This window comes from Streptomyces sp. NPDC015131 (assembly GCF_043079975.1).
Lineage (GTDB): Bacteria > Actinomycetota > Actinomycetes > Streptomycetales > Streptomycetaceae > Streptomyces.
In genome coordinates this window covers 150945-172211 of record NZ_JBIBVB010000006.1, presented here as the reverse complement: position 1 = coordinate 172211, position 21267 = coordinate 150945, and the positions used below count along the sequence as shown (strand labels likewise).

Below are 21267 nucleotides of genomic sequence, written 5' to 3'. Positions count from 1 at the left end.
GTATAGCCTTCGGCACATGACCGTTGCGTTCTTTCCCGGTAAGGCCCGCCGGGCCGGCGTCGCTCTGGGTGCCGTCTCCGCCGGACTCCTCGTACTCTCCGCATGCGGCTCCAAGCCGACCCCGCTCGCGACCGTGACGGTCGGGTCCGACTCGGTCAACGCCGAAGCCGCCTGCTACAACGGCGGAAAGGCGATCAAGGAGTCGCAGATCAAGACGTGCCTCGAAAAGAAGCCGGAGAAGACCATCAAGGTCGCTCCGGACGACCGGATCCGGTTCGGTGTCGAGCCCGAGATCGCCGAGAACGGCTGGACGCTGTTCATCGGCGGGCAGCAGGCCGAGCAGGAGCCGTACAAGAAGACGTACCGCTCGATCCCGGCCAGCGCGTTCCTCTCCAGCCAGACCGGTGAGTCCTCCGACTCCGCGCGCATCAGCATCGTGGAGACCAGCGGCAAGAAGCTGACGGGCGTCTGGCACTTCGAGCTGGAGAAGGAGTCCTGACCCTGCGGGTCCTCGTCGTGACGGCGGTGGCGGCCGAGGCGGACGCCGTCGCCGCGGGCCTCGGCGGTCCCCCGGCGTCCGCGCCGCGCGCCCTGCCGTCCGGCCACCCGCTGATCCGCCCGGCCGCCCCGGGCACCGTGGACGTCGTCACCGGCGGGGTGGGCCCCGCCGCGGCGGCCGTGGCTGCGGCCGTGGCGCTGGCCTCCGCCCCCGGCGCGTACGACCTGGTGGTCTCCGCCGGTATCGGGGGCGGCTTCGCCCCGCACGCGCCCCTCGGGTCGGTCGTCGTCTCCGACGCGATCACCGCCGCCGACCTGGGCGCCGACACACCCGGCGGGTACGTCCCCGTCGAGGAGCTGGGCTTCGGCCGCTCCGTCGTCCTGCCGCCGCCCGCCCTGCCCGGCCGGATCGCCGCCGCGCTGGACGCGGCCGGGCTGCCGCACCTGGTGGCGCCCGTGCTGACCGTGTCGACGGTCACCGGCACCGCCGCCCGTACCGCCGAGCTGACCGCCCGTCACCCGCGGGCCGGCGCGGAGGCGATGGAGGGCTTCGGCGTCGCCGAGGCCGCCGCCGCGCACGGGGTGCCCGTGGTGGAGATCCGGGCGGTGTCCAACACGGTCGGCCCCCGTGACCGGGCCGCCTGGCGGCTCGGCGAGGCGCTGGACGCGTTGCGGTCCGCCTTCCGGGCGCTCGGCGCCACCGTCTTCCTGGAGGACCTGTGAGGATCGCGTACTCCCCCTGCCCCAACGACACCTTCGTCTTCCACGCCTGGGCGCACGGCCTGGTGCCGGGCGCACCGCCGCTGGACGTGACGTTCGCCGACATCGACGTCACCAACGGGATGGCGGAGCGCGGCGAGCTGGACATGCTGAAGGTGTCGTACGCGGTGCTGCCGTGGGTGCTGGAGGAGTACGCCCTGCTGCCCTGCGGCGGCGCGCTGGGGCACGGCGTCGGCCCGCTGGTCCTCACCCGCGAACCGGGCCAGGACCTCACCGGCCGGACAGTCGCGGTGCCCGGTGAGCGCTCGACCGCCTACCTGCTGTTCCGGCTGTGGGCGGCGGAGGTCGTCCCCGGCGGGGTGGGCCGGGTCGTGGTGATGCCCTTCCACGAGATCATGCCGGCCGTGCGGGACGGCCGGGTCGACGCGGGGCTCGTCATCCACGAGGCCCGCTTCACCTACCAGCGCTATGGGCTGCACCGGCTCGCCGACATGGGCGAGCACTGGGAGACCACCACGGGCCTGCCCATCCCGCTGGGCGCGATCATCGCGAAGCGCTCGCTGGGCGCGGACACGCTGCGGCTGCTCGCCGCCTCGGCCCGCGCCTCGGTCCGGATGGCGTGGGACGACCCGGAGGCGTCGCGCGGCTATGTCGCCGAGCACGCCCAGGAGATGGACCGGGCCGTCGCCGAGCAGCACATCGGGCTGTACGTCAACGAGTTCACCGCCGACCTCGGCGACACCGGCCACGCGGCGGTACGGGGCCTGCTGACCCGCGCGTCCGCCGAGGGCCTGGTGCCGCCGCTGAAGCCGGACGCGCTGGCCTTCCCGTAGGACCTGCCGTCCGGATCAGACGTCGAGCTGGTCCGCGACCGCGCGCAGCAGGCCGGCGATCTTCTTGCCGTGGACCTTGTCGGGGTAGCGCCCGCGCTCCAGCATCGGCGTGATGTTCTCCAGCAGCGTCGTCAGGTCCTGCACGATCGACGCCAGTTCGTCCGGCTTGCGGCGCTGCGCCGCCGCCACCGACGGGGTCGGGTCGAGCACCGTCACCGAGAGCGCCTGGTCGCCGCGCTGGCCGGCGACCACGCCGAACTCCACGCGCTGGCCCGGCTTGAGGGCGTCGACCCCGGCAGGGAGTACCGACGAGTGCACGAAGACGTCGCCGCCGTCGTCGCGGGAGAGAAAGCCGAAGCCCTTCTCGCTGTTGAACCACTTGACCTTGCCGGTAGGCACGTCTGTCCTCGTCCTCGTACTCGATGTCTGGCGCCACGAACATGGCAGTGCGGGGGGACCCCCAGCGTCCCAAGGCTAATGGTCCCCGAGCCGGTGACAAGACGTCTCCGGTTTGTTCCTCCGGCCGGGGAACTACCCTGGCCGAATGCGTAGTGAAACCCCTTCGACCAGCGCCGCCCCCGGTGACGGTCTCGTGCGCGCCGGCGGCATCGTCTTCCTCGTCGGCGCCGTGGCCACCCTGGTCACCGTGGCACCGCTGTTCCTCGGCACCGATCCGTTCCCGCCGGTCGCCTACGCGGTCTGCATGCTGATGGGCGTCGGCTTCATGATCGCGGCGGCCGGTGTGCTGCGCTCGATCGCGGCGCAGCGCCGTCAGGCCAAGTCGGCCCTGTAGGCGTCCCACCAGGCGGGGAAGGCCGTGAGGCCGGGCAGGACCACGTCCGCCCCGGCCGCCCGCAGCTCCTCGGCGGAGCACGGCCCGGTGGGCGTCACCACGGCGAGGGCGCCGGCCGCGCGGGCGCCGCGCACGTCGCCGACGTGGTCGCCCACGTACACGCTCGCGCCGTACTCGCGCAGCGCCTCCGCCTTCGCCTCGGCCCACAGCCAGCCGACCACGGCGTCCGGTTCGATGCCCAGGTGCGCGAGGTGCAGCTTGGCGTTCGGCTCGTGCTTGGCGGTGACGACGACGGCCCGGCCGCCCGCCGCGCGAACGGCTTGAATCGCATCTCTCGCACCGGGCATCGCCAGGGTCGGCGCGATGGCGTGGGCGGGGTAGATCTCGCGGTAGCGGTCGGCCGCCGCCGCTATCCGGTCCGCCGGGAACCAGTGCGCCAGCTCCTGCTCCAGCGGCGGTCCCAGCCGGGTGACCGCCAGGTCGGCGTCGATCGGGACGCCCGTCTCGGCGGTCAGCGCCCGGTACGCGGCGTGGATGCCGGGCCGCGAGTCGATCAGGGTCATGTCGAGGTCGAAGCCGACCGTCAGGAGGGAGGCCATGCCCGCCATTGTGCCCGGCGGCCCGATCCGGCCACGGCCCGCGTGCCCCGGGGCCGCGTGGCCCGCCGGGCGCGCCCCCGTGGCCGCGTGCCCTCCTGGCCGCCCGCCCCGGCCCGTCCCCGGGGGCCGTCAGATCCGACGGGCCCGCCACAGCAGGTACAGCGCCGAGGCGAGTGCCGCCAGGCGCAGCGTCCAGGGCCAGGCGGCGCCCAGCGCGGCGCCCATGGCGTCGCCGCCCGGCGCGATCGCCTCGCCCCAGCGCCCCTCGACCCGGCCCCACAGCCACACCGCCGTGCCCGCCGCCACCGCGCCCGGCAGCCCGAACACGGCCAGCTTCGCCTCCGTACGGCTGAGGCGGCCCGAGGCGTACGCGAGGAGCCACCCGCCCAGCAGGGCGAGCCACGAACCGAGCACCACACCGGCCAGCAGCAGCACCGCGGCCACCACCAGCAGCGGATGCCCCAGCCGCACCGGCGGGAACAGCCGGCGCGCCCCGGCCGGGGCGGCGGCCACCGGGGCCGCCGGAGGCCCGGCCTCCGCCCCCTCGGCGCCCTCCGCCGCCTCCTCCTCGCCCTCGGGGCGCGGCTTCGGCGGGGGCCTGAGCATGTCGGGGATCTCCACCCCGCCGCGGAACCCGGGCGGTACGAGCCCGAGGTCCCCGAGCGGCCCCTCCTCGACCCGCCACCAGTCCGGTCCGTCCGGCCCGTCCGGCCCCGCACCGGCCGTGTCCGGTCCGGTCAGGTGCGGGCTCCACGCCTCCGGCCCCGTCTCCGGGCCCGCCTCCGGGCCGGGCTTGCCCGGCGGGGCGGCGGCGCGCCGGCGGAACCGGGAGCGCGGGGTGCGCTGCTCCGGCACGGCCGGCCGGTCCCGTGACGCGCCCGGCGGCGGGCCGGCCGCCACGCCTCCCGACGGCGGCGGCGCGCCCGAGGCGGCCGCCGTGACGACCTCGTCCGGGGTGCCCAGGGCACCGAGGATGCCGCGCACCGCGCCCGGGCTGTCGTCCCTGGCCCGCCTGCTGTCGATCTCGCCCCGCAGCGACGCCACGAGCCGCATCCGCGCCTGGGAGGACAACTGCCGCTGCTGCGCCAGGTCACCCACCCGGCTCAGGTAGTCGAAGACCAGCTGGTCGCTCTCGATCCCCACCGTCACGACGGTAGCGCCTGCGCAGGGGCTAACGTGGTCCGGATGGGGACCGGTGAGCTCGATCGGGAGGCGCACATGGCGGCGGGGACCGAAGACACGGGCGGTACGACGGCACCGCGCACCCTCGCGGAGGCCCTGCGGGCCCGCGGCGACCAGGGCCTCGCCGCGCTGCTGCGCGCCCGCCCCGACCTGCTGGTCCCGGTGCCGGCCGACCTCACCCAGCTCGCCACCCGGGCCGGGACCCGCGCCTCGGTCGTCCGAGCGCTGGAGCGGCTCGACCGGTTCACGCTCCAGACCGCCGAGGCGCTCGCGGTCGCGCCGGACCCGGCCCCCTACCCCGTACTGCTGCGGCTGATGGCCGGCGACGAGGGCGACCCGGAGGTGACCGCCGCGCTGCCGGGCGCCGTCGCGGTGCTGCGCGACCAGGCCCTGGTGTGGGGCGACGACCGGCGGCTGCGGCTGGTGCGGACCGCCCGCGAGCTGCTGGCCCCCTCCCCGCAGCACCCCTCCCCCACCGGGCTCGGCCCGACGGTCGCGGAGGCGACGGCGGGCATGTCCCCGACCAGGCTCCAGGAGATCATCGCCACGGCGGGGCTCCCCACCACACACGATCCGGTGTCGGCGGTCGCCGCGTTGACGGACCTGTTCACCGACCGGGACCGGATGGGCGCGCTGCTGGACACCGCCCCCATGGACGCGCTCGGCGTCCTGGACCGGCTGGTGTGGGGGCCGCCCTACGGCGAGGTGACGCCCGACCCGGCGCCGCCGGTCCGCTGGCTGCGCGACCGGGGCCTGCTGCTGCCCGCGACGGCCCGCACGGTGGTGCTGCCCCGCGAGGCGGCGCTGCACCTGCGCGCCGGGCGGGCGCACCGGGTGCCGGAACCGGTGGCGCCGGTGGTGGCCGCCGCGCGCGAACACCGTCCACAGGTTGTGGACAGTACGGCGGCGGGCCAGGCCCACACCGCGCTCGCGGTCGTCGAGGAGCTGGCCCGGGAGTGGAACGAGGGCGGACCGGCCGTGCTGCGCGCCGGGGGACTGTCCGTCCGGGACCTGAAGCGGACCGCCGTCGCCCTCGACGTGACCGAGCAGACGGCCGCGTTCTGGCTGGAAGTGGCGTACGGGGCGGGGCTGATCGCCTCCGACGGTGAGGCCGGCGAGCGGTACGCGCCGACGCCCGCGTTCGACGAGTGGCTGGACCTCCCCGCCGCCGAACGCTGGGCGCGGCTGGCCGGCGCGTGGCTGGCCGGCACCCGCACCCCCGGCCTGGTCGGCTCCCAGGACGCCAAGGGCCGTACGCTCGCGGCGCTCGGCCCCGACCTCGACCGGGGCGCCGCGCCCGAGGTGCGCCGCCGGGTCCTGACGCTCCTCGCGGGCCTCCCCGCCGGGGCGTCGCCCGACCCCGACACGCTGCTCGCCCGGCTGCGCTGGGAACGCCCGCTGCGCGGCGCCGCCCGGGAGACCGGCGCCGACCTGCGCGCCCGGCTCGCCGGCTGGACGCTCACGGAGGCGGAACTGCTCGGCGTCACCGGGCGCGGCGCGCTGTCCGCGCACGGCCGCGCCCTGCTCCCCGGCGCGCCCGCCCCCGGCACGGACCACCCGGTGGACGGGCACGCCCCCGCCCCCGGCGGCACGGACCGCCCGGTGGACGGACACGCCCCGCAGCCGCACGGGGCCGCCCTCGCGGGCCCGCCGCACGGCGCCCACGCCCACCCGCTGCCCGGCCAGGTCCCGCCCGGGGCGCCCGCCGCCGGGCCGGCCGACGGGCGGCGCCCCGCCCACACCGCCACCGGCGCCCACGCGGGCGCCGCCGCGCTGCTCGCCCCGCTGCTGCCCGAGCCCGTCGACCACGTCCTGCTCCAGGCGGACCTCACGGCCGTCGCCCCCGGCCCGCTGCGCCGGCCGCTCGCCGAGATCCTGGCCGTGCTCGCCGACGTCGAGTCCAAGGGCGGTGCCACCGTCTACCGCTTCACGCCCGCCTCCGTACGCCGCGCGCTCGACGCCGGGCAGGCGGCGGCCGACCTCCACGCCTTCCTGGCCGCCCACTCCCGCACGCCCGTCCCGCAGCCGCTCGCCTATCTGATCGACGACGTCGCCCGGAAGCACGGCCACCTCCGGGTGGGCGCCGCCTCCGCCTACGTACGCTGCGACGACGACACCGTGCTGGGCGAGATCCTCGCCGACAAGCGGTCGGCCGGGCTGCGGCTGCGGCGCCTGGCACCGACCGTGCTGGCCGCCCAGGCGGACCCCGCCACCCTGCTGGAGGGGCTGCGCGCCATGGGCTTCGCCCCGGCCGCCGAGTCGGCGGAGGGCGATGTGCTGATCGCCCGGGCGCACACCTACCGCACCCCGGCGCGCACGGCGCCCGCGCCGGTGCCCGACGGCCCGGCCGCGCCGGACGCGACCCTGCTGGGCGCGGCGGTGCGGGCGATCCGCGCCGGTGACCTGGCGTCGACGGTGGTCCACAAGGACGAGAGCGGCACCGGCCGTGCCGCCGGTGCGGGCGAACCGCCCCGTACGTCCGCCGCCGAGACCCTGGCCACCGTGCAGGCCGCCGCCATGACCGGCTCCGCCGTCTGGATCGGCTACGTCAACGCCGAGGGCGCCGCCAGCCAGCGGGTCATCGCGCCGGTCCGGGTGGAGGGCGGCTTCGTCACCGCGTACGACCACACGGCCGACGAGGTCCGCACCTACCCGCTGCACCGCATCACGGGCGTCGCGGAGCTGGCCGACGACCCGGCCTGACCCGGCCGGGGCCCGGTCATGCGCGCGGGCCGCCGATTTCCCGCCCCCGGGTGACCACAACCGCACGTGAGGGGGACCTGCCGCATTCCCCCGGCGCGCCGGGGGCAGCCACGGGGCGTCCCGGCAGCACCGGGGACCCGCACAGGAAAGGTCGTCCCATGCGTCGTCGCGTCACCACCGTCCTGGTCACCACCGCCGCGTTCCTCTCCGCCTTCACCGCGCAGGCCGCCGCCATCGGCATCGATCTCGGGGGCGGGCTGACGCTCTGACGCGCCCGCCCCCGTGGCCGCCGGGCCCGCACCACCACGGAAGGTGCGGGCCCGGCCCGCTGCCCCCGTACACACGACCGGAAAGGAACCGCCATGAGCCGACGTGTCGCCCTCCTCCTCACGGGCGCCGCCCTGCTGTTCGCCGCCCTCGCCACCCCGGCGGCGGCAGGCACCCTGCCCCCGATCAGCGGCCCGCTGGCCGACCTCCAGATCGAGGGCCCGCTCTTCACCAGCCCGCTGATCTGACCCGTAGCCCCGCAACCCCACCGGCCGGACCGTCGCCCGGCCGGTGCCCCCGTCCCGGGCCCGCCCCGCGCCTCCCGTTCCGCCCGCACACCGTCCTCGTCCGCCGCGACCCGGCCGATCACTCCGCCGATGCGCGACACTGGATGTTTGGCCACGGTCCCCAGGCCATCAGGAAAGGGTGAGGCGTGAACGGACCCCTGATCGTCCAGAGCGACAAGACGCTCCTGCTCGAGGTCGACCACGAGCAGGCCGACGCGTGCCGGCGCGCCATCGCTCCCTTCGCGGAGCTGGAGCGCGCGCCTGAACACATTCACACCTACCGGGTCACCCCGCTGGGCCTGTGGAACGCCCGCGCGGCCGGGCACGACGCCGAGCAGGTCGTCGACGCGCTCGTCGAGTACTCCCGCTATCCCGTACCGCACGCGCTGCTGGTCGACGTCGCCGAGACCATGGCCCGCTACGGGCGGCTCACCCTGTCCAAGCACCCCGCGCACGGGCTGGTCCTCACCACCACCGACCGGCCGGTCCTGGAGGAGGTGCTGCGCTCCAGGAAGGTGCAGCCGCTGGTCGGCGAGCGGGTCGACCCGGACACCGTCGTCGTCCACCCCTCCGAGCGCGGGCAGATCAAGCAGACCCTGCTCAAGCTGGGCTGGCCCGCCGAGGACCTGGCCGGTTACGTGGACGGCGAGGCGCACCGCATCGACCTGGCCGAGGACGGCTGGGCGCTGCGCCCGTACCAGCAGCAGGCCGTCGAGGGCTTCTGGCACGGCGGCTCGGGCGTCGTGGTGCTGCCCTGCGGCGCGGGCAAGACGCTCGTCGGCGCGGGCGCCATGGCGAAGGCCAAGGCGACGACCCTGATCCTGGTGACCAACACCGTCTCCGCCCGGCAGTGGAAGCACGAGCTGGTGAAGCGGACCTCGCTGACCGAGGACGAGATCGGCGAGTACAGCGGGACGCGCAAGGAGATCCGGCCCGTCACCATCGCCACGTACCAGGTGCTGACGACCAAGCGGAAGGGCGTCTACCCGCACCTGGAGCTGTTCGACTCCCGGGACTGGGGCCTGATCGTCTACGACGAGGTGCACCTGCTGCCGGCGCCGGTCTTCAAGTTCACCGCCGACCTCCAGGCCCGGCGGCGGCTGGGGCTGACGGCGACGCTGGTGCGGGAGGACGGCCGGGAGTCGGACGTGTTCTCGCTGATCGGCCCGAAGCGGTTCGACGCCCCGTGGAAGGAGATCGAGGCGCAGGGCTACATCGCGCCCGCCGACTGCGTCGAGGTCCGCGTCAACCTCACCGACGGCGAGCGGCTCGCCTACGCCACCGCCGAGACGGAGGAGAAGTACCGCTTCTGCGCGACGACCGCGACCAAGCAGAAGGTCGCCGAGGCGCTGGTACGGAAGTTCGCCGGCCAGCAGATCCTGGTGATCGGCCAGTACATCGACCAGCTCGACGAGCTGGGCGAGCACCTGGACGCGCCGGTGATCAAGGGCGAGACGCCCAACGCGCAGCGCGAGAAGCTCTTCGACGCCTTCCGCAACGGCGAGATCAGCGTGCTGGTGGTGTCGAAGGTGGCGAACTTCTCGATCGACCTCCCCGAGGCGACCGTCGCCATCCAGGTGTCCGGCACCTTCGGCTCGCGCCAGGAGGAGGCGCAGCGGCTGGGCCGGGTGCTGCGGCCCAAGGCGGACGGGCACCAGGCGCACTTCTACTCGGTGGTCGCGCGGGACACGATCGACCAGGACTTCGCGGCGCACCGCCAGCGGTTCCTGGCGGAGCAGGGGTACGCCTACCGGATCGTCGACGCCGACGAGCTGCTGGCGTCCCCGGATCCGGACACGGATCTCAGCGGCGCCTGACGCCGGCTTCCTGCCCGTACTCGCCGAGCACCAGCACACCGAACGCCGCCTCGGCGAAGACCTTGATCGCGCGCAGGGCGTTGCCGAGGCGGTGGGCGGGGTGCGGGACGGCGCCGAGGGCGGTGGCGCCGGGGCTGGGGTGAAGGGTGGCTGGGGTCATGTCTCCATGATGGTTTCCGTACGTGGGCGGTACATCGGTCGCTGGACCGAACCCGGACGCCGTCCGCGTACGACTCCCGGCATACGGCGCCCCCCGCATCCCCTACGGGACGGATATCCGGTGGCCGCCCGTCCGGCGGCTGGCTAGAATCTCCGCCCTTGCCCGCCTCCCTCTCGTGGAGCGCCGCCCTCCGGTCGGAAACCGGTCGGCCCCGCCGTCACCCGCGTACGACCTCCGGAGGCTCCGCCGTGCCCATCGACGACCCGCTCGCGCGCGAACGCGCCCACCTCGCCGCCTCGCGGGCGGCCCTGCGCGCCATGCGGGAGGACGCCCAGGCGCTCGACATCCGCGACGTCACCGCGAACTGGGTCAACGCGGCCGTGCTGTCGGCGCAGATCGAGGAGCGGATCAAGGCGCTGGCGGACCTCGCCCACACGCCGCTGTTCTTCGGGCGGCTGGACCACCTCCCCGGTGTCCAGGAGGGCCAGTCGTTTCACATCGGCCGCCGCCACGTCCACGACGCGCACGGCGACCCGCTGGTGGTGGACTGGCGCGCGCCGGTGTCGCAGCCGTTCTACCGGGCGTCGCGGAAAGACCCGCAGGGCGTGGAGCTGCGGCGGCGCTTCGGCTACACCGGCGGGGAGCTGACGGCGTACGAGGACGAGCACCTGTCCGACCCGGCGGAGGAGGAGCGGGCGTCCCGGCTGCTCCGGGCGGAGATCGAGCGCCCGCGCGTCGGCCCGATGCGGGACATCGTCGCCACCATCCAGCCCGAGCAGGACGAGATCGTCCGCGGCGGGCTGTCCGGCTCGGTGTGCGTGCAGGGCGGGCCCGGCACCGGAAAAACGGCCGTGGGCCTGCACCGGGTCGCCTACCTGCTGTACGCGCACCGGGAGCGGCTCGCCCGCACCGGGACGCTGGTGATCGGCCCGAACCGGTCCTTCCTCCACTACATCGAGCAGGTGCTGCCCGCGCTGGGCGAGCTGGAGGTGCGGCAGGCGACGGTGGACGACCTGGTCGCGCACGTGGAGGTGCGGGGCACCGACGAGCCGGCCGCCGCCGTGGTCAAGGGCGACGCCCGGATGGCGCAGGTGCTGCGGCGGGCCCTGCGGTCGCACGTGACCCCGCCGGCCGAGCCGCTGGTGGTGGTGCGCGGCTCGCGGCGCTGGCGGATCCCGGCGTACGAACTGGAGGAGATCGTCGCCGAGTTGCTGGACCGGGACATCCGGTACGGCGCCGCCCGGGAGGCGCTGCCGCGGCGGATCGCCCACGCGGTGCTGGTGCGGATGGAGCAGGCGGGCGAGGCGCCCGACGACCGGGTGCAGGACGCGGTGGCCCGGAACGCCGCGGTGAAGGCCCTGGTCAAGGCGGTGTGGCCGGCCGTCGACCCGGCGCGGCTGGTGCTGCGGCTGCTGTCCGATCCGGCGTTCCTCGCCGAGCACGCGGAGGGGCTCCTCGACGCCGATGAGCAGAAGGCGGTCCTGTGGGCGAAGCCGCCGCGCTCGGTGAAGTCGGCGCGCTGGTCGGCGGCCGACGCGGTGCTGATCGACGAGGCGGCCGACCTGGTGGAGCGCACCGCGTCGCTCGGGCACGTCGTCCTGGACGAGGCGCAGGACCTGTCGCCCATGCAGTACCGGGCGGTCGGGCGGCGCTGCTCCACCGGCTCGGCGACGGTGCTGGGCGACCTGGCGCAGGGGACGACCCCGTGGGCGACGGCGGGCTGGGCGGAGGCGCTGGCGCACCTGGGCAAGCCCGAGGCGGTGGTGGAGGAGCTGACGGCCGGCTTCCGGGTGCCGCGCGAGGTGATCGCGTACGCCTCGCGGCTGCTGCCGCACATGTCGCCGGGGCTGGCGGAGGTGCGGTCGGTGCGGGAGTCGCCCGGCTCGCTGGAGATCGTGGAGTGCGGGGCGGACGCGCTGCCCGCGTCGGTGGTGGCGGCGTGCCGCGCGGCGCTGGAGCACGAGGGCTCGGTGGGCCTGATCGCGGCGGACGCCCGGGTGCCGGTGGTGGCGGAGGCGCTGCGGGAGGCGGGCCTGCCGTGCCTGTCGCCCGGCGAGGAGACGACCGCCGCGTCCCGCCTCACCCTGGTGCCGGCCTCACTGGCGAAGGGCCTGGAGTACGACTACGTCGTGCTGGACGAGCCGGCCGCCGTGGTGGACGGCGAGCCCGACGAACGCACCGGCCTGCGGCGGCTGTACGTGGCGCTGACGAGGGCGGTGTCGGGCCTGACGGTCGTTCACGCGGCGCCACTGCCCCCGCAGTTGGGCTGACGCCCCTCCCCGGGGCGGACGGCTCGCCCCGTCGCCCAGCTCCCTCGCGCCCCCGCACCCCGCCCCGCGGGCGGGCCCGCGCCCCCGCCTCCCCGCCCCGGGAGCGGCCCGTGCGCGGGCGGGCCGAGGCAGGTCGCCCCGGGAACGGCCCGTGCGCGGGCGGGCCGAGGCGCCGCCCGTCGGGCCGCCCAAGGCCCCGGCTCCCCCGCGGGCGGCTCGCCCCGCGGGTGGGGCCGCGCCCCCGCCTCCCCGCCCCCGCGGGCGGCTCGCCCCGGGAACGGCCCGTGCGCGGCATGTTGCCGTGGCGCCGCCCGTCGGGCCGCCCAAGGCCCCGGCTCCCCCGCAGGCGGGTCCGCGCCGGGGCGTCCGTCCGCGCCGGGGCATTCGTCCGCGCACCGGGGCACTCGGCGCCCCGTGACCCGGCCCGCGGGGAAACCGGGGCGGCGGGACCTCGCCAGGGGTGCCCGGGCAACCGGCATGTGCCGTGGTCTCTTTCGGCCGTTGTTTCGCGCCAGGCCCCTCACCGGCTCCGGCCGAAACCGCCCTGTCCGGGCCGGGCCCCCGGGGTGGGCCCGCCGCCCCCGCCGCGCGGGCGGGAGCGGGGCGGGCGGCGGGTTCCCGGGGCGGTCCGCACCGGGCCGACAGGTGTCCTGTTGCAACTGGTTCGCTGCTGCGCGGAGTTGACCGGAAGGCGACCGGGGGGACCTTGCGCCGCCCCCGGCGAGGGCTGATCGTGTGAGGACCGGAGCGCCCGCCCCCGCCTTTGGGAGCGCTCTCGGCACGGAGCGGCACGGACCGCCGGGTCCCGGACCGTACGACCTCGGCGCCCCGCCGCGCACACCCCCCACACACCCGACAGGGGCCGTATCACCGGCCTCGATGAGGGAGTTGGTCCCCACCATGCATGGTGTCCGCCCCCCGGACGATCTCCGGGTCCGACCCTCCGCACCAGGCACCTCCCCCGCCGGCACCGCCCCGGCCACCGTGGCCGTCGCGGGCGCCGAGTTCGGCTGGGGCAGTTCGGGCAAGCTGAGCGCCGTACTGGCCGCGCTGCGCGCACGGAGCGACCGTCCGCTGCGGTTCGTCGGGCTGGCGTCCGGACTCGGAAGGCCCCTGCTGGACGGCGTCGTGGAGCGCTGGTACGACCTGCCGGCGGGCGCCCCGCCGGGGGCGGCCGCGACCGCCGGGGCCGTGGCGAAGGTCGTGGACGCCGAGCGGGTCGACGCCGCCCTGGTCGTCCTCGACGGCCCGGCCGCCATGGCCCTGGAGGCCGCGCGCGTGCCGACCGTGTTCGTGGACAGCCTGCCGTTCCTGTGGACCGAGGGCGACCGGGCCGGGCTGCCGCTGGACGTCTCCGTCTACTGCGCGCAGCAGTGCGTGGAGTTGCCGGCCGAGTGCCGGGACGTGCTCGGCTCCGTACGCGAACTGCGCTGGGTCGAGGCGGTGATCGGTGCTCCCCCGGAGCCCCCGCGCCCGCGTCCCGCCCGGGCGGCGCCGTTCCGGCGGGCCCTGGTGAACCTGGGCGGGCTGCGCGCCCCCGACCTGGCCGACTGGACGTGCTACCCGAGGGTCGTGGTGCCCGCCGTGCTGGAGGCACTGGCCGCCCGCGGGGTGCGCGAGGTGCACGTGGCGGGCAACCTGCCGCCCGACGTGGCCGCCCGGCTCTGCCCGCCGGGCGGCAGCGGGCCGGAGGTGACGGCCGGGCCGCTGCCGCACGCGGAGTTCCTCGACCGCCTCGCCGGCTGCGACGTGCTGCTCACCTCGCCGGGGCTGACCACCCTGCTGGAGGCCGGCAGCCTCGCCGTACCCACCGTCTGCCTGCCCCCGCAGAACCTGAGCCAGATCTTCAACGGCCGCTTCCACAGCCGGGCCGTCGGCGCCGGCGTACGGGTCGTGTGGCCGCCGGCGGTGTTCACCGAGGACGAGGCGCTGGCGCACCGGCCGCTCGGCGAGGACGCGGCGCTGCGCGTGATCTACGGGGGCATCGCCCGGGCCGCCGGGGTGCACCGCGTGCGGCGCTCGGTGGCGGCCGTGCGCGACGGCGTGCTGGACGCGCTGGAGCGTGCGGCGGCCGGCCCCGACTGGGGCGGGCTCACCGGCCGGGTCGGCACCGGGGGCGCCGCCCAGGTGGCCGGAGCCCTGCTGGATCTGCTGGAAACCGCCCGGGAAGGCATCGACGTCCATGGCTGACCGTCAGCGCTACCTCTTCATCAGGATCCTGGAAGCCTGCAACGCGGACTGCTTCATGTGCGAGTTCGCGCTCTCCCGCGACTCCTTCCGCTTCTCCGTCGAGGACTTCGCCGAGCTGCTGCCGAAGGCACGGGCGGCGGGGGTGGCCTATGTGCGCTTCACCGGCGGCGAGCCGCTGATGCACCGGGACGTGGTCGAGCTGGTGCGGGCGGGCACGGACGCGGGGATGCGGATGTCCCTGATCACCAACGGGATGATGCTGCCGAAGGCCGCCCCGCGGCTGGCCGAGGCGGGGCTCGCGCAGGTGATCGTGAGCCTCGACGGGGCGTCGGGGGCCACCCACGACGTGTACCGGCGCTCGCCCGGCATGTTCGACAACGGGCTGCGCGGGCTGCGCGACGCGGCGGCGCTGGGCGTCCTGCCCCGGGTCAACACCGTCGTCGGCCCGCACAACTACACCGAGATGCCGGAGCTGCAGAAGGTGCTGACGGAGGCCGGTGTCCGGCAGTGGGAGCTGTCCGCGCTGAAGCTGGAGCGCTCCATCACCTACCCGGACCCCGACCACGTCCGCGCGGTCTGCGACCCGATCTACGACGCCGACCCGGACCACTGCCTCGTCCCACTGGGCAAGCGCTTCTACGGCGACACCCCCGAGGAGCAGGAGCGGTACTTCACCCGGTCGCAGACGCCGCGCGCCTCCGCACCGCTGTGCCACGTCACCGACGACGTGATCTACATCGACGGCAAGTACGGGCGCATGTACGCGTGCAGCTGCCTGCCGCACCGGGAGGGCGAGGAGCTGGGCGGTGCCCCGCTGCGCGAGGGCGGCGCCATCGAGCTGGACACCCCGGTGTTCCGCGCCCACGCCGACTTCTTCCGCGAGCGGGGGCCCGGCCTGTGCGGCGGCTGCTCCACCACGGCCGCCGGGTACAGCGACGACGTGGCCCGGCTGGGGACGGCGGCACCGTGGCAGTACTGAACCCGGGCCGGGCCGCCCCTCCCGCGCCCGCCCCGCGCCGGGTGCTCCTGGTGGCGCGGGACGAGGAGCTGGACTCGCTGCTGGCCCTGCGGCGCGTCGCCGCCCACCTGACCGAGCTGGAGGTGACCGGACCGGAGGGCGCCCCGCCGGACGTGGCCCTGGTCTGCGACGACGAGGCCGCGGCCGGGCGGCTCCTGGACCGGGGCGTGCCGGTGGTGCACCTGCGCTCCGGGCACAGCACCGACCCGGGCGCGGTGCCCGGGGGCGCCCTGCACCGGGTGCACCGCCCCGGGTGGCTCCCCGGCCCCTGGCCCGCGCCCCCGGACGGGGTGCGCACCACGGGGGCGCTCGCCCCGGCCCGTACCGCCCGGTCCCGCGACCGGCACGGGACGCTCCTGCTGCTCTCCGCCCACGGCACGGACACCGCCGAGTGGGAGGGGTTCACGTCCGGGCCGCTGCGGGAGCTGGCGGCCGAGGCGGTGCGCCGCACCGGGCGCTGCGCGGTGGTGTGCGACCGCCGTACGGGCGCGGTGCGCGACGCGCTGGAGGGCCTGCCCGGCGTCCGGGTGGGGCGCGCCGCGGACACCGACGTCGACGCCCTGCACGCCGGGACCGCGCTGCTGCTGGCCGCCCCGGTGCTGGGGGCGCTGGCGCTCGCCCAGGCGCGGCGCGCGCCGCTGGTCCTCCTGCCGCCGCTGGGCGGCGCGCAGCGGGACCTGGCCGGCCGGGTGTCCCGCGCGGTCCCGCTGGCCGTGGCCGAGGATCCGCGCGACCCGTCCCTGTGGGCCGCCCCGCCGCCGGGCGCCCCGGACCCGTGGTCGGCGCTGGATCCGGCCGCGGACGACCTGCGCGGCGCCCAGCGCGTCGCCCGCACTCTGCGCCAGCTCTCGCTCGCACCCCTGTGAGAGGTCATCCACCCGCCGAACTGGAGACACCATGTCCCGCACCCCCGGACACACCCCAGCGGACGGCCGTCCCGCGCCGGCCCGGCCGGAGATCCCCGACACCGAGTGGAACGACTGGCGCTGGCACATGCGCAAGCGCATCACCAACGCCGAGAAGGCGCGGCAGTGGATCAACCTCACGCCCGACGAGGAGCGCGCCATCGACAAGACGGCGGGCAAGTACCGCTGGAGCGTCACCCCGTACTACGCGTCCCTGATGGACCCGGACGACCCGGCCTGCCCGATCCGCCGGCAGGCCGTGCCCGCGCTGGGCGAGCTGGTGGAGTTCACCGGCGCCGAGGTGGACCCGGTGGGCGACATGTTCTACCGGAAGACCAACCGGGTGGTGCACAAGTACCCGGACCGGGTGATCATGCTGATCACCGAGGCGTGCCCGGTGTACTGCCGGCACTGCACCCGGAAGTTCCACACCACCGACGTCGAGGGCAGCTACTTCCGGGACGACGAGGGCGAGCCGTTCGAGGAGGACCTGCGCTACATCGCGGAGCACCCCGAGATCCGGGACGTGCTGCTGACCGGCGGCGACCCGCTCTCGTACCGCGACGGCAAGCTGGAGGAGATCATCTCCGGTCTGCGGGCGATCCCCAGCGTGGAGATCATCCGCATCGGGAGCCGCTTCCCGGTGCTGCTGCCGCAGCGGGTCACCGACGAGTTCTGCGAGATGCTCGCCCGCCACCACCCGGTGTGGCTGAACACCCACTTCAACCACCCCAAGGAGATCACCCCGGAGGCCGCCGCGGCGGTGGACCGGCTGCTGCGGCACGGCGTCCCGGTGGGCAACCAGACGGTGCTGCTGCGCGGGGTCAACGACGACGTGGACACCATGCGCACGCTGATGACGGAGCTGCTGCGCATCCGGGTCCGGCCCTACTACCTCTACCACTGCGACAACGTCACCGGCGTGTCCCACTTCATGACCTCCATCGAGAAGGGCTGGGAGATCATGGAGGGCCTCCAGGGGCACATCACCGGCTTCGGCGTGCCGCAGTACGTCCTGACGACGAAGATCGGCAAGATCCCGATCGCCCAGCCGTACTTCTCCCGCGTCCCCGAGGGACTGCTGCTCCGCAACTACCGGGGCCAGGAGATGGTCGTGGACGCCGCGGTGCACCCGATCACGGAGGCCGACGCGTCATGACCCTCGACAAACGGCTCGGCCTGCGCTTCCTCCCGTACGGCGCCAACTACCTGGACTGGGCGGACATGCACGAGCTGCGTGCGGCCGTCGAGCACGGGGTGCTGTTCCGCTACCAGACGGAGACCGAGAGCGTCGCCTCCCGGCTCGAACGCCGGGTCGGCGAACGGCTGGGCGCGGACCACGTCCTCGCGGTGCACAACTGCACCGAGGCGCTGCGGCTCGCCCTGGTGTCCACCCGCCCCCGCACCGGTGACCTGGTGTACGTCCCGGCGGTGACGTTCGTCGCCGTGGCGGGCGCGGTCCTGTCCAGCGGGCTGATCCCGGTGCTGGTGGACGTCGACGACTCGCTGTCGCTGGACGCCTCCCTGCTGCCGGCCGGCGCCCAGCGGGTGATCGTCGCCCACATGGAGGGCACCGTCGCACCGCTGCCCGAGGGCGTTCCGTACGTCGTCGAGGACAGCGCCCAGGCGCTCGGCGCCCGCTTCCCCGACGGGCGGCACACCGGGACGCGCGGGTACGCGGGCACCTTCAGCTTCCACCACAACAAGGTGCTCACGTCCGGCGAGGGCGGCCTGCTGGTCACCAACGACCCGGACGCGTACGCGACGATGCGCTGCTACCACGACCACGGGTCGGCGCGGGTCCCCGGCCGCTACCCCACCTGGAACGAGGACGCCTACTACGGCGAGAACATGGTGACCAGCGAGGAGGTGGCGGCGATCCAGTTCCAGCAGTTCCGCCACCTCGACGAGGTCCTCGCCGGGCTGGAGCGCCACCACGCCATCGCCATGGACGCGCTGCCCGACCGGGCCGGCCTGCGGCTGCTGCCCCGGGCCCCCGGCGACGTCAAGATCAGCCTCCGGTTCCGCTGGGAGAGCCGTGAGCTGCGGGACGCCGCCGTGGCCGCGCTGACCGAGCGGGGCATCGCCAACTGGACGCTGAACAAGTACCTGCTGCCCGACCACCCGGTGATCGCCGGCCGCCGCTCCCTGTACGCCGACGGCTTCCCGTGGAACCTGGCCCCCGCCGGGCCGCTCGCCCTCAGCCGGGACGGCTTCGCCCGGACCCGGGACCTGCTGGACCGCACCCTGTGCGTCCCGCTGTCGCCGGAACTGCCCGAGGCGGAGCAGATCGTGGCCGTCAAGGCGGTCCGCCAGGCCCTGGAGACCGCGTGAGCGCCCCGCCGCCGGTGCTGCTGATGGCGGACGACCGCGCCTCCACCTTCACCCGGTACGCGGTGGAGGCCCTGCCCGGCCGGCTGGTGCTGCTGCGGTTCGCCGCCGCCCGCAGGGACCTCTCCGACGCGTACCTGCGGGACACCGCGCACGTCCCGGCGTTCTGGGTGGAGGACGGCGTGCCCCTGGAGCGGGAGGCGGCCCGCTACCGCGCCTGGGCGGCCGCGCACCTGCCCGAGGCGCCCACCCGGTTCTGCAACCCGTCCGAGCCGCGCCAGCACGTCGCCCAGCGGTTCGCCGCCCTCGCCGGGCTGCCCCACCTGACGGAACGCCAGGTCGCCTGGGTGCGCGACAAGGCGGCGATGAAGGACAGGTTCCGGGAGCTGGGCCTGGACACCGCGCGGTACGCCCGGGTCTCCACGGCCCGGGAGACCGAGCGGTTCGCCGCCCGGTGCGGCTGGCCCGTGGTCCTCAAGCCGGTGGACTCCTTCGCCTGCGTGGACACCTTCCGGCTGGACGGGCCGGAACAGCTCGCCGGCGTGGCCTGGGAGCGCCGGGACTGGCTGGTGGAGGAGCACCTGCCGGGCACCGAGTGGGAGGTGTGCGCGCTGATCCACGACGGCGAGGTCCTCGACGCGTGGCCCAGCGCCATGCCGTGCCGCCCGCTGGACATCGTCGACGGCGCGATGAACGCCAACATCTCCGTCGCCACCGCCGACGCCCCGCCCTTCGACCTGCGGGACGTGCTCCAGCGGATCGTCACCGGCATGGGCATCGACCACGGCTACGCGCACATGGAGTTCTTCGTCGTGGACGGCCGGCTGTACGCGGGCGAGATCGGCGTGCGGCTGGCGGGCTGCGAGATCACCGCCAACCACGGGTACGCGTACGGCTTCGACGTGTTCGGCGCCACCCTGGACGTCTACCTCGGGCGCCGCCCCGCGCTCACGTACACCGAACGCCGCTGCGCGGGCGACCTGTTGCTGCCGCTGCCCGGCTCGGGGACGGTACGCCGGGTCACTCCTGAGGAGGAACTGCTGCGGCTGCCGGGCGTGGTGGCGGGCGCCCTGCGGGTCCGGCCCGGGGACGCGGTGGAGGCCCGCCGCGCCTCCCACAACGCCTCCGGCCACGTCCATGTCGTCGGCGGCTCCGTCAAGGAGGTGGAAATGCGCATGCGTGCCGTCCTCGACGCGTTCACGATAGAAGTGGCCGGCCGGTCACCGGTGGCCGGAGCCCCGGCGACCCGCTGAACCGCCCGCCCTCCCGCCGCGCCGCCCCGCACGGGCGCACCGCGCCGGCACCCCCCACCCCCGCCCGCAACGGGCCCGCACGGAACGGGAACCATGGAAGTGAAGCCGAACGGGCTCGCCCGTCGCCTCGCCGCCCTGCTCACACGGCGCCAGGTCGCCGGGCCCGCCTGGTGGAGCGTGGTCTCCAGGCTGCCCGTCTACCTGATGTCGCTCGCCATGGTGCTCGTCGTACGGGAGCAGGGCGGCAGTTACGCCCAGGCCGGCCTGGTCTCCGCCCTCTACACCGCCGGCATGGCCCTGGGCAGCCCGCTCGTCGCCCGCCGGATCGACCGGCGCGGCCGGCGGACGGTGCTGGTGGCGACCGGGCTCGTCTACCCGTCCGCCCTCGCGGCCCTGGTGTGGACGACCACCCCCGGCACCTGGGCGCAGCCGGCCCTCGCGGTGCTCGCCGGGATCGCGCTGCCCCCGGCGAACGCCTGCATGCGGTCGCTGTGGGCCCGCCTGCCGCTCGCCGACGACGAACGGGAGACCGCCTACCTGTGGGAGGCGCTGCTCACCGAGATCCTGGTGATCGGCGCGCCGCTGATGCTCGCCGCCCTGATGCTGACCGGCTCGGCGGGGACGGCGCTCACCGCCGTGTCGGTGATCGGGGGCGCCGGGGCGATCGGGCTCGCCCTCACCCCGGTCCCCGACGGCACCGACGGGCCGGCGAAAGCGCGGGAGGCCGGCCGGAAGGACGCGGGCGGGGCGCCCGGGCCGCTGCGGTCGGCACCGATGCTCGCGCTGACCGCCGTGATGGCGTTCAGCGCCGTACCGATCGGCCTGATGACCCTGGCCATCCCCGCGTTCGTCGACGCGCACGGCTCCCCCGGCAGCACCGGGGTGGTGTACGCCTGCTGGGGCGTCGGCAGCGCCCTGGGCGCGCTGTGGCTGGGCCGCTCCCAGTCGGAGGTCGCCGTCCATGTGCGCTTCCCCCGCCTGGTGCTCGCCTTCGCGCTCGGTACGGGCCTGCCGCTGCTCGCCGCGTCCCCGCTCACCCTGGGCCTGGCGCTCGCCGTCGGCAGCGTGCCCATCGCGCTGGTGTCCGCCAGCGAGATGTCGCTGGTCAGCCTGGTGGCGGACGAACGCTCCCTGACCGAGGCGTTCACCTGGGCGTCCCTGGCCACGGTGCTGGGCGACGCCGTGGGCCAGCAGGCGGGCGGGCTCCTGATGGAACCGGCGGGCCCCCGGGGCGTCTTCGCGGCGGCCTTCGGCATGGCGCTCGCCGCCGCTCTGATCGCCTTCGCCTGCCGCGGCCTGCTGGGCCGGGCGGCCGCCGGCCGCCCCGTACCCGCCGGGACGGAGGGCCGGTGACCGGTCGCGGCACGGCACGGCCCCCACCGGGCCGGCGCCCCGCCCCCCTCCGCCCCGAACCCCCCGTACGACATGCCACCCCCGCGCG

The 21267-nt window shown here is 75.8% G+C and carries 19 protein-coding genes; 15 read left to right on the top strand and 4 right to left on the bottom strand.

The annotated features are described in order from the left end of the window. Window positions 1-16: 16 nt before the first annotated feature. Genes ACF08D_RS24030 through ACF08D_RS24020 form a run of 3 tightly spaced genes read left to right on the top strand, consistent with a single transcriptional unit; the run spans window position 17 to window position 2051 of the window. Complete coding sequence (locus tag ACF08D_RS24030; RefSeq protein WP_392225037.1) at window positions 17-499, top strand: DUF2771 domain-containing protein; 483 nt, start codon at window positions 17-19, stop codon at window positions 497-499. 2 nt (window positions 500-501) lie between these two features. Further along, a complete protein-coding gene (locus ACF08D_RS24025) occupies window positions 502-1221 on the top strand; it encodes a futalosine hydrolase (RefSeq protein ID WP_392225595.1) in 720 nt (239 codons plus the stop codon). A gap of 2 nt (window positions 1222-1223) precedes the next feature. Continuing rightward, the gene (locus tag ACF08D_RS24020; RefSeq protein ID WP_392225594.1) at window positions 1224-2051 is read left to right on the top strand and encodes a 1,4-dihydroxy-6-naphthoate synthase; all 828 of its coding nucleotides are present in this window, start codon (window positions 1224-1226) and stop codon (window positions 2049-2051) included. Between the two features lie 15 nt (window positions 2052-2066). Here the strand turns inward: ACF08D_RS24020 and ACF08D_RS24015 are convergent, their stop codons facing one another. Further along, entirely contained in the window at window positions 2067-2450 is a 384-nt protein-coding gene (locus ACF08D_RS24015) for a cold-shock protein (RefSeq protein ID WP_031073201.1), read from the bottom strand. 145 nt (window positions 2451-2595) lie between these two features. Here ACF08D_RS24015 and ACF08D_RS24010 point away from each other — a divergent pair, with 145 nt between their 5' ends. Further along, the gene (locus tag ACF08D_RS24010) at window positions 2596-2844 is read left to right on the top strand and encodes a hypothetical protein (RefSeq protein WP_392225035.1); all 249 of its coding nucleotides are present in this window, start codon (window positions 2596-2598) and stop codon (window positions 2842-2844) included. On the opposite strand, the gene ACF08D_RS24005 is transcribed toward ACF08D_RS24010, so the two are convergent. Both ACF08D_RS24005 and ACF08D_RS24000 read right to left on the bottom strand, forming a co-directional pair. Beyond that, entirely contained in the window at window positions 2823-3443 is a 621-nt protein-coding gene (locus tag ACF08D_RS24005) for an HAD family hydrolase (protein ID WP_392225034.1), read from the bottom strand. The two genes, ACF08D_RS24010 and ACF08D_RS24005, sit on opposite strands and share 22 nt — an antisense overlap. Window positions 3444-3572: 129 nt before the next feature. Continuing rightward, window positions 3573-4586, bottom strand: coding sequence for a hypothetical protein (locus tag ACF08D_RS24000; RefSeq protein WP_392225032.1), 1014 nt, complete (start codon window positions 4584-4586; stop codon window positions 3573-3575). Between the two features lie 42 nt (window positions 4587-4628). Between ACF08D_RS24000 and ACF08D_RS23995 the strand changes: the two genes are divergently transcribed. The 3 genes from ACF08D_RS23995 to ACF08D_RS23985 all read left to right on the top strand — a co-directional run bounded on the left by ACF08D_RS23995 (window position 4629) and on the right by ACF08D_RS23985 (window position 9699). Continuing rightward, a complete protein-coding gene (locus ACF08D_RS23995) occupies window positions 4629-7328 on the top strand; it encodes a helicase-associated domain-containing protein (RefSeq protein ID WP_392225030.1) in 2700 nt (899 codons plus the stop codon). 362 nt (window positions 7329-7690) lie between these two features. Next, window positions 7691-7843 carry a hypothetical protein gene (locus ACF08D_RS23990; protein WP_392225029.1) on the top strand — a complete coding sequence of 51 codons (153 nt, stop codon included), beginning with the start codon at window positions 7691-7693 and terminating at the stop codon, window positions 7841-7843. Between the two features lie 185 nt (window positions 7844-8028). After that, window positions 8029-9699, top strand: a complete 1671-nt coding sequence (locus ACF08D_RS23985; RefSeq protein ID WP_392225027.1) for a DNA repair helicase XPB — start codon at window positions 8029-8031, stop codon at window positions 9697-9699. On the opposite strand, the gene ACF08D_RS23980 is transcribed toward ACF08D_RS23985, so the two are convergent. After that, window positions 9686-9859 (bottom strand): hypothetical protein, encoded by a 174-nt coding sequence (locus ACF08D_RS23980; protein ID WP_392225025.1) that lies wholly within the window; start codon window positions 9857-9859, stop codon window positions 9686-9688. The two genes, ACF08D_RS23985 and ACF08D_RS23980, sit on opposite strands and share 14 nt — an antisense overlap. A gap of 317 nt (window positions 9860-10176) precedes the next feature. Between ACF08D_RS23980 and ACF08D_RS23975 the strand changes: the two genes are divergently transcribed. From ACF08D_RS23975 to ACF08D_RS23940, 8 genes are all read left to right on the top strand, one after another. Beyond that, window positions 10177-12129 carry a HelD family protein gene (locus ACF08D_RS23975; RefSeq protein ID WP_392225592.1) on the top strand — a complete coding sequence of 651 codons (1953 nt, stop codon included), beginning with the start codon at window positions 10177-10179 and terminating at the stop codon, window positions 12127-12129. A gap of 900 nt (window positions 12130-13029) precedes the next feature. Beyond that, window positions 13030-14319, top strand: a complete 1290-nt coding sequence (locus tag ACF08D_RS23970) for a hydroxymethylcytosylglucuronate/cytosylglucuronate synthase (RefSeq protein WP_392225023.1) — start codon at window positions 13030-13032, stop codon at window positions 14317-14319. After that, window positions 14312-15298, top strand: a complete 987-nt coding sequence (gene blsE / locus ACF08D_RS23965; RefSeq protein ID WP_392225022.1) for a cytosylglucuronate decarboxylase — start codon at window positions 14312-14314, stop codon at window positions 15296-15298. The genes ACF08D_RS23970 and blsE overlap by 8 nt, the downstream gene beginning before the upstream one ends. Beyond that, window positions 15286-16203: a CGA synthase-related protein gene (blsF, locus tag ACF08D_RS23960; protein WP_392225020.1), complete on the top strand. Its 918-nt coding sequence runs from the start codon at window positions 15286-15288 to the stop codon at window positions 16201-16203. Before blsE ends, blsF begins: the two co-directional genes overlap by 13 nt. Window positions 16204-16234: 31 nt before the next feature. Next, window positions 16235-17401, top strand: a complete 1167-nt coding sequence (gene blsG / locus ACF08D_RS23955; protein WP_392225018.1) for an arginine 2,3-aminomutase — start codon at window positions 16235-16237, stop codon at window positions 17399-17401. Then, window positions 17398-18576 carry a DegT/DnrJ/EryC1/StrS family aminotransferase gene (locus ACF08D_RS23950; protein ID WP_392225016.1) on the top strand — a complete coding sequence of 393 codons (1179 nt, stop codon included), beginning with the start codon at window positions 17398-17400 and terminating at the stop codon, window positions 18574-18576. Before blsG ends, ACF08D_RS23950 begins: the two co-directional genes overlap by 4 nt. Then, complete coding sequence (locus tag ACF08D_RS23945; protein WP_392225014.1) at window positions 18573-19826, top strand: ATP-dependent carboxylate-amine ligase; 1254 nt, start codon at window positions 18573-18575, stop codon at window positions 19824-19826. Before ACF08D_RS23950 ends, ACF08D_RS23945 begins: the two co-directional genes overlap by 4 nt. A gap of 93 nt (window positions 19827-19919) precedes the next feature. After that, window positions 19920-21179: an MFS transporter gene (locus ACF08D_RS23940; RefSeq protein ID WP_392225012.1), complete on the top strand. Its 1260-nt coding sequence runs from the start codon at window positions 19920-19922 to the stop codon at window positions 21177-21179. Window positions 21180-21267: the final 88 nt, after the last annotated feature.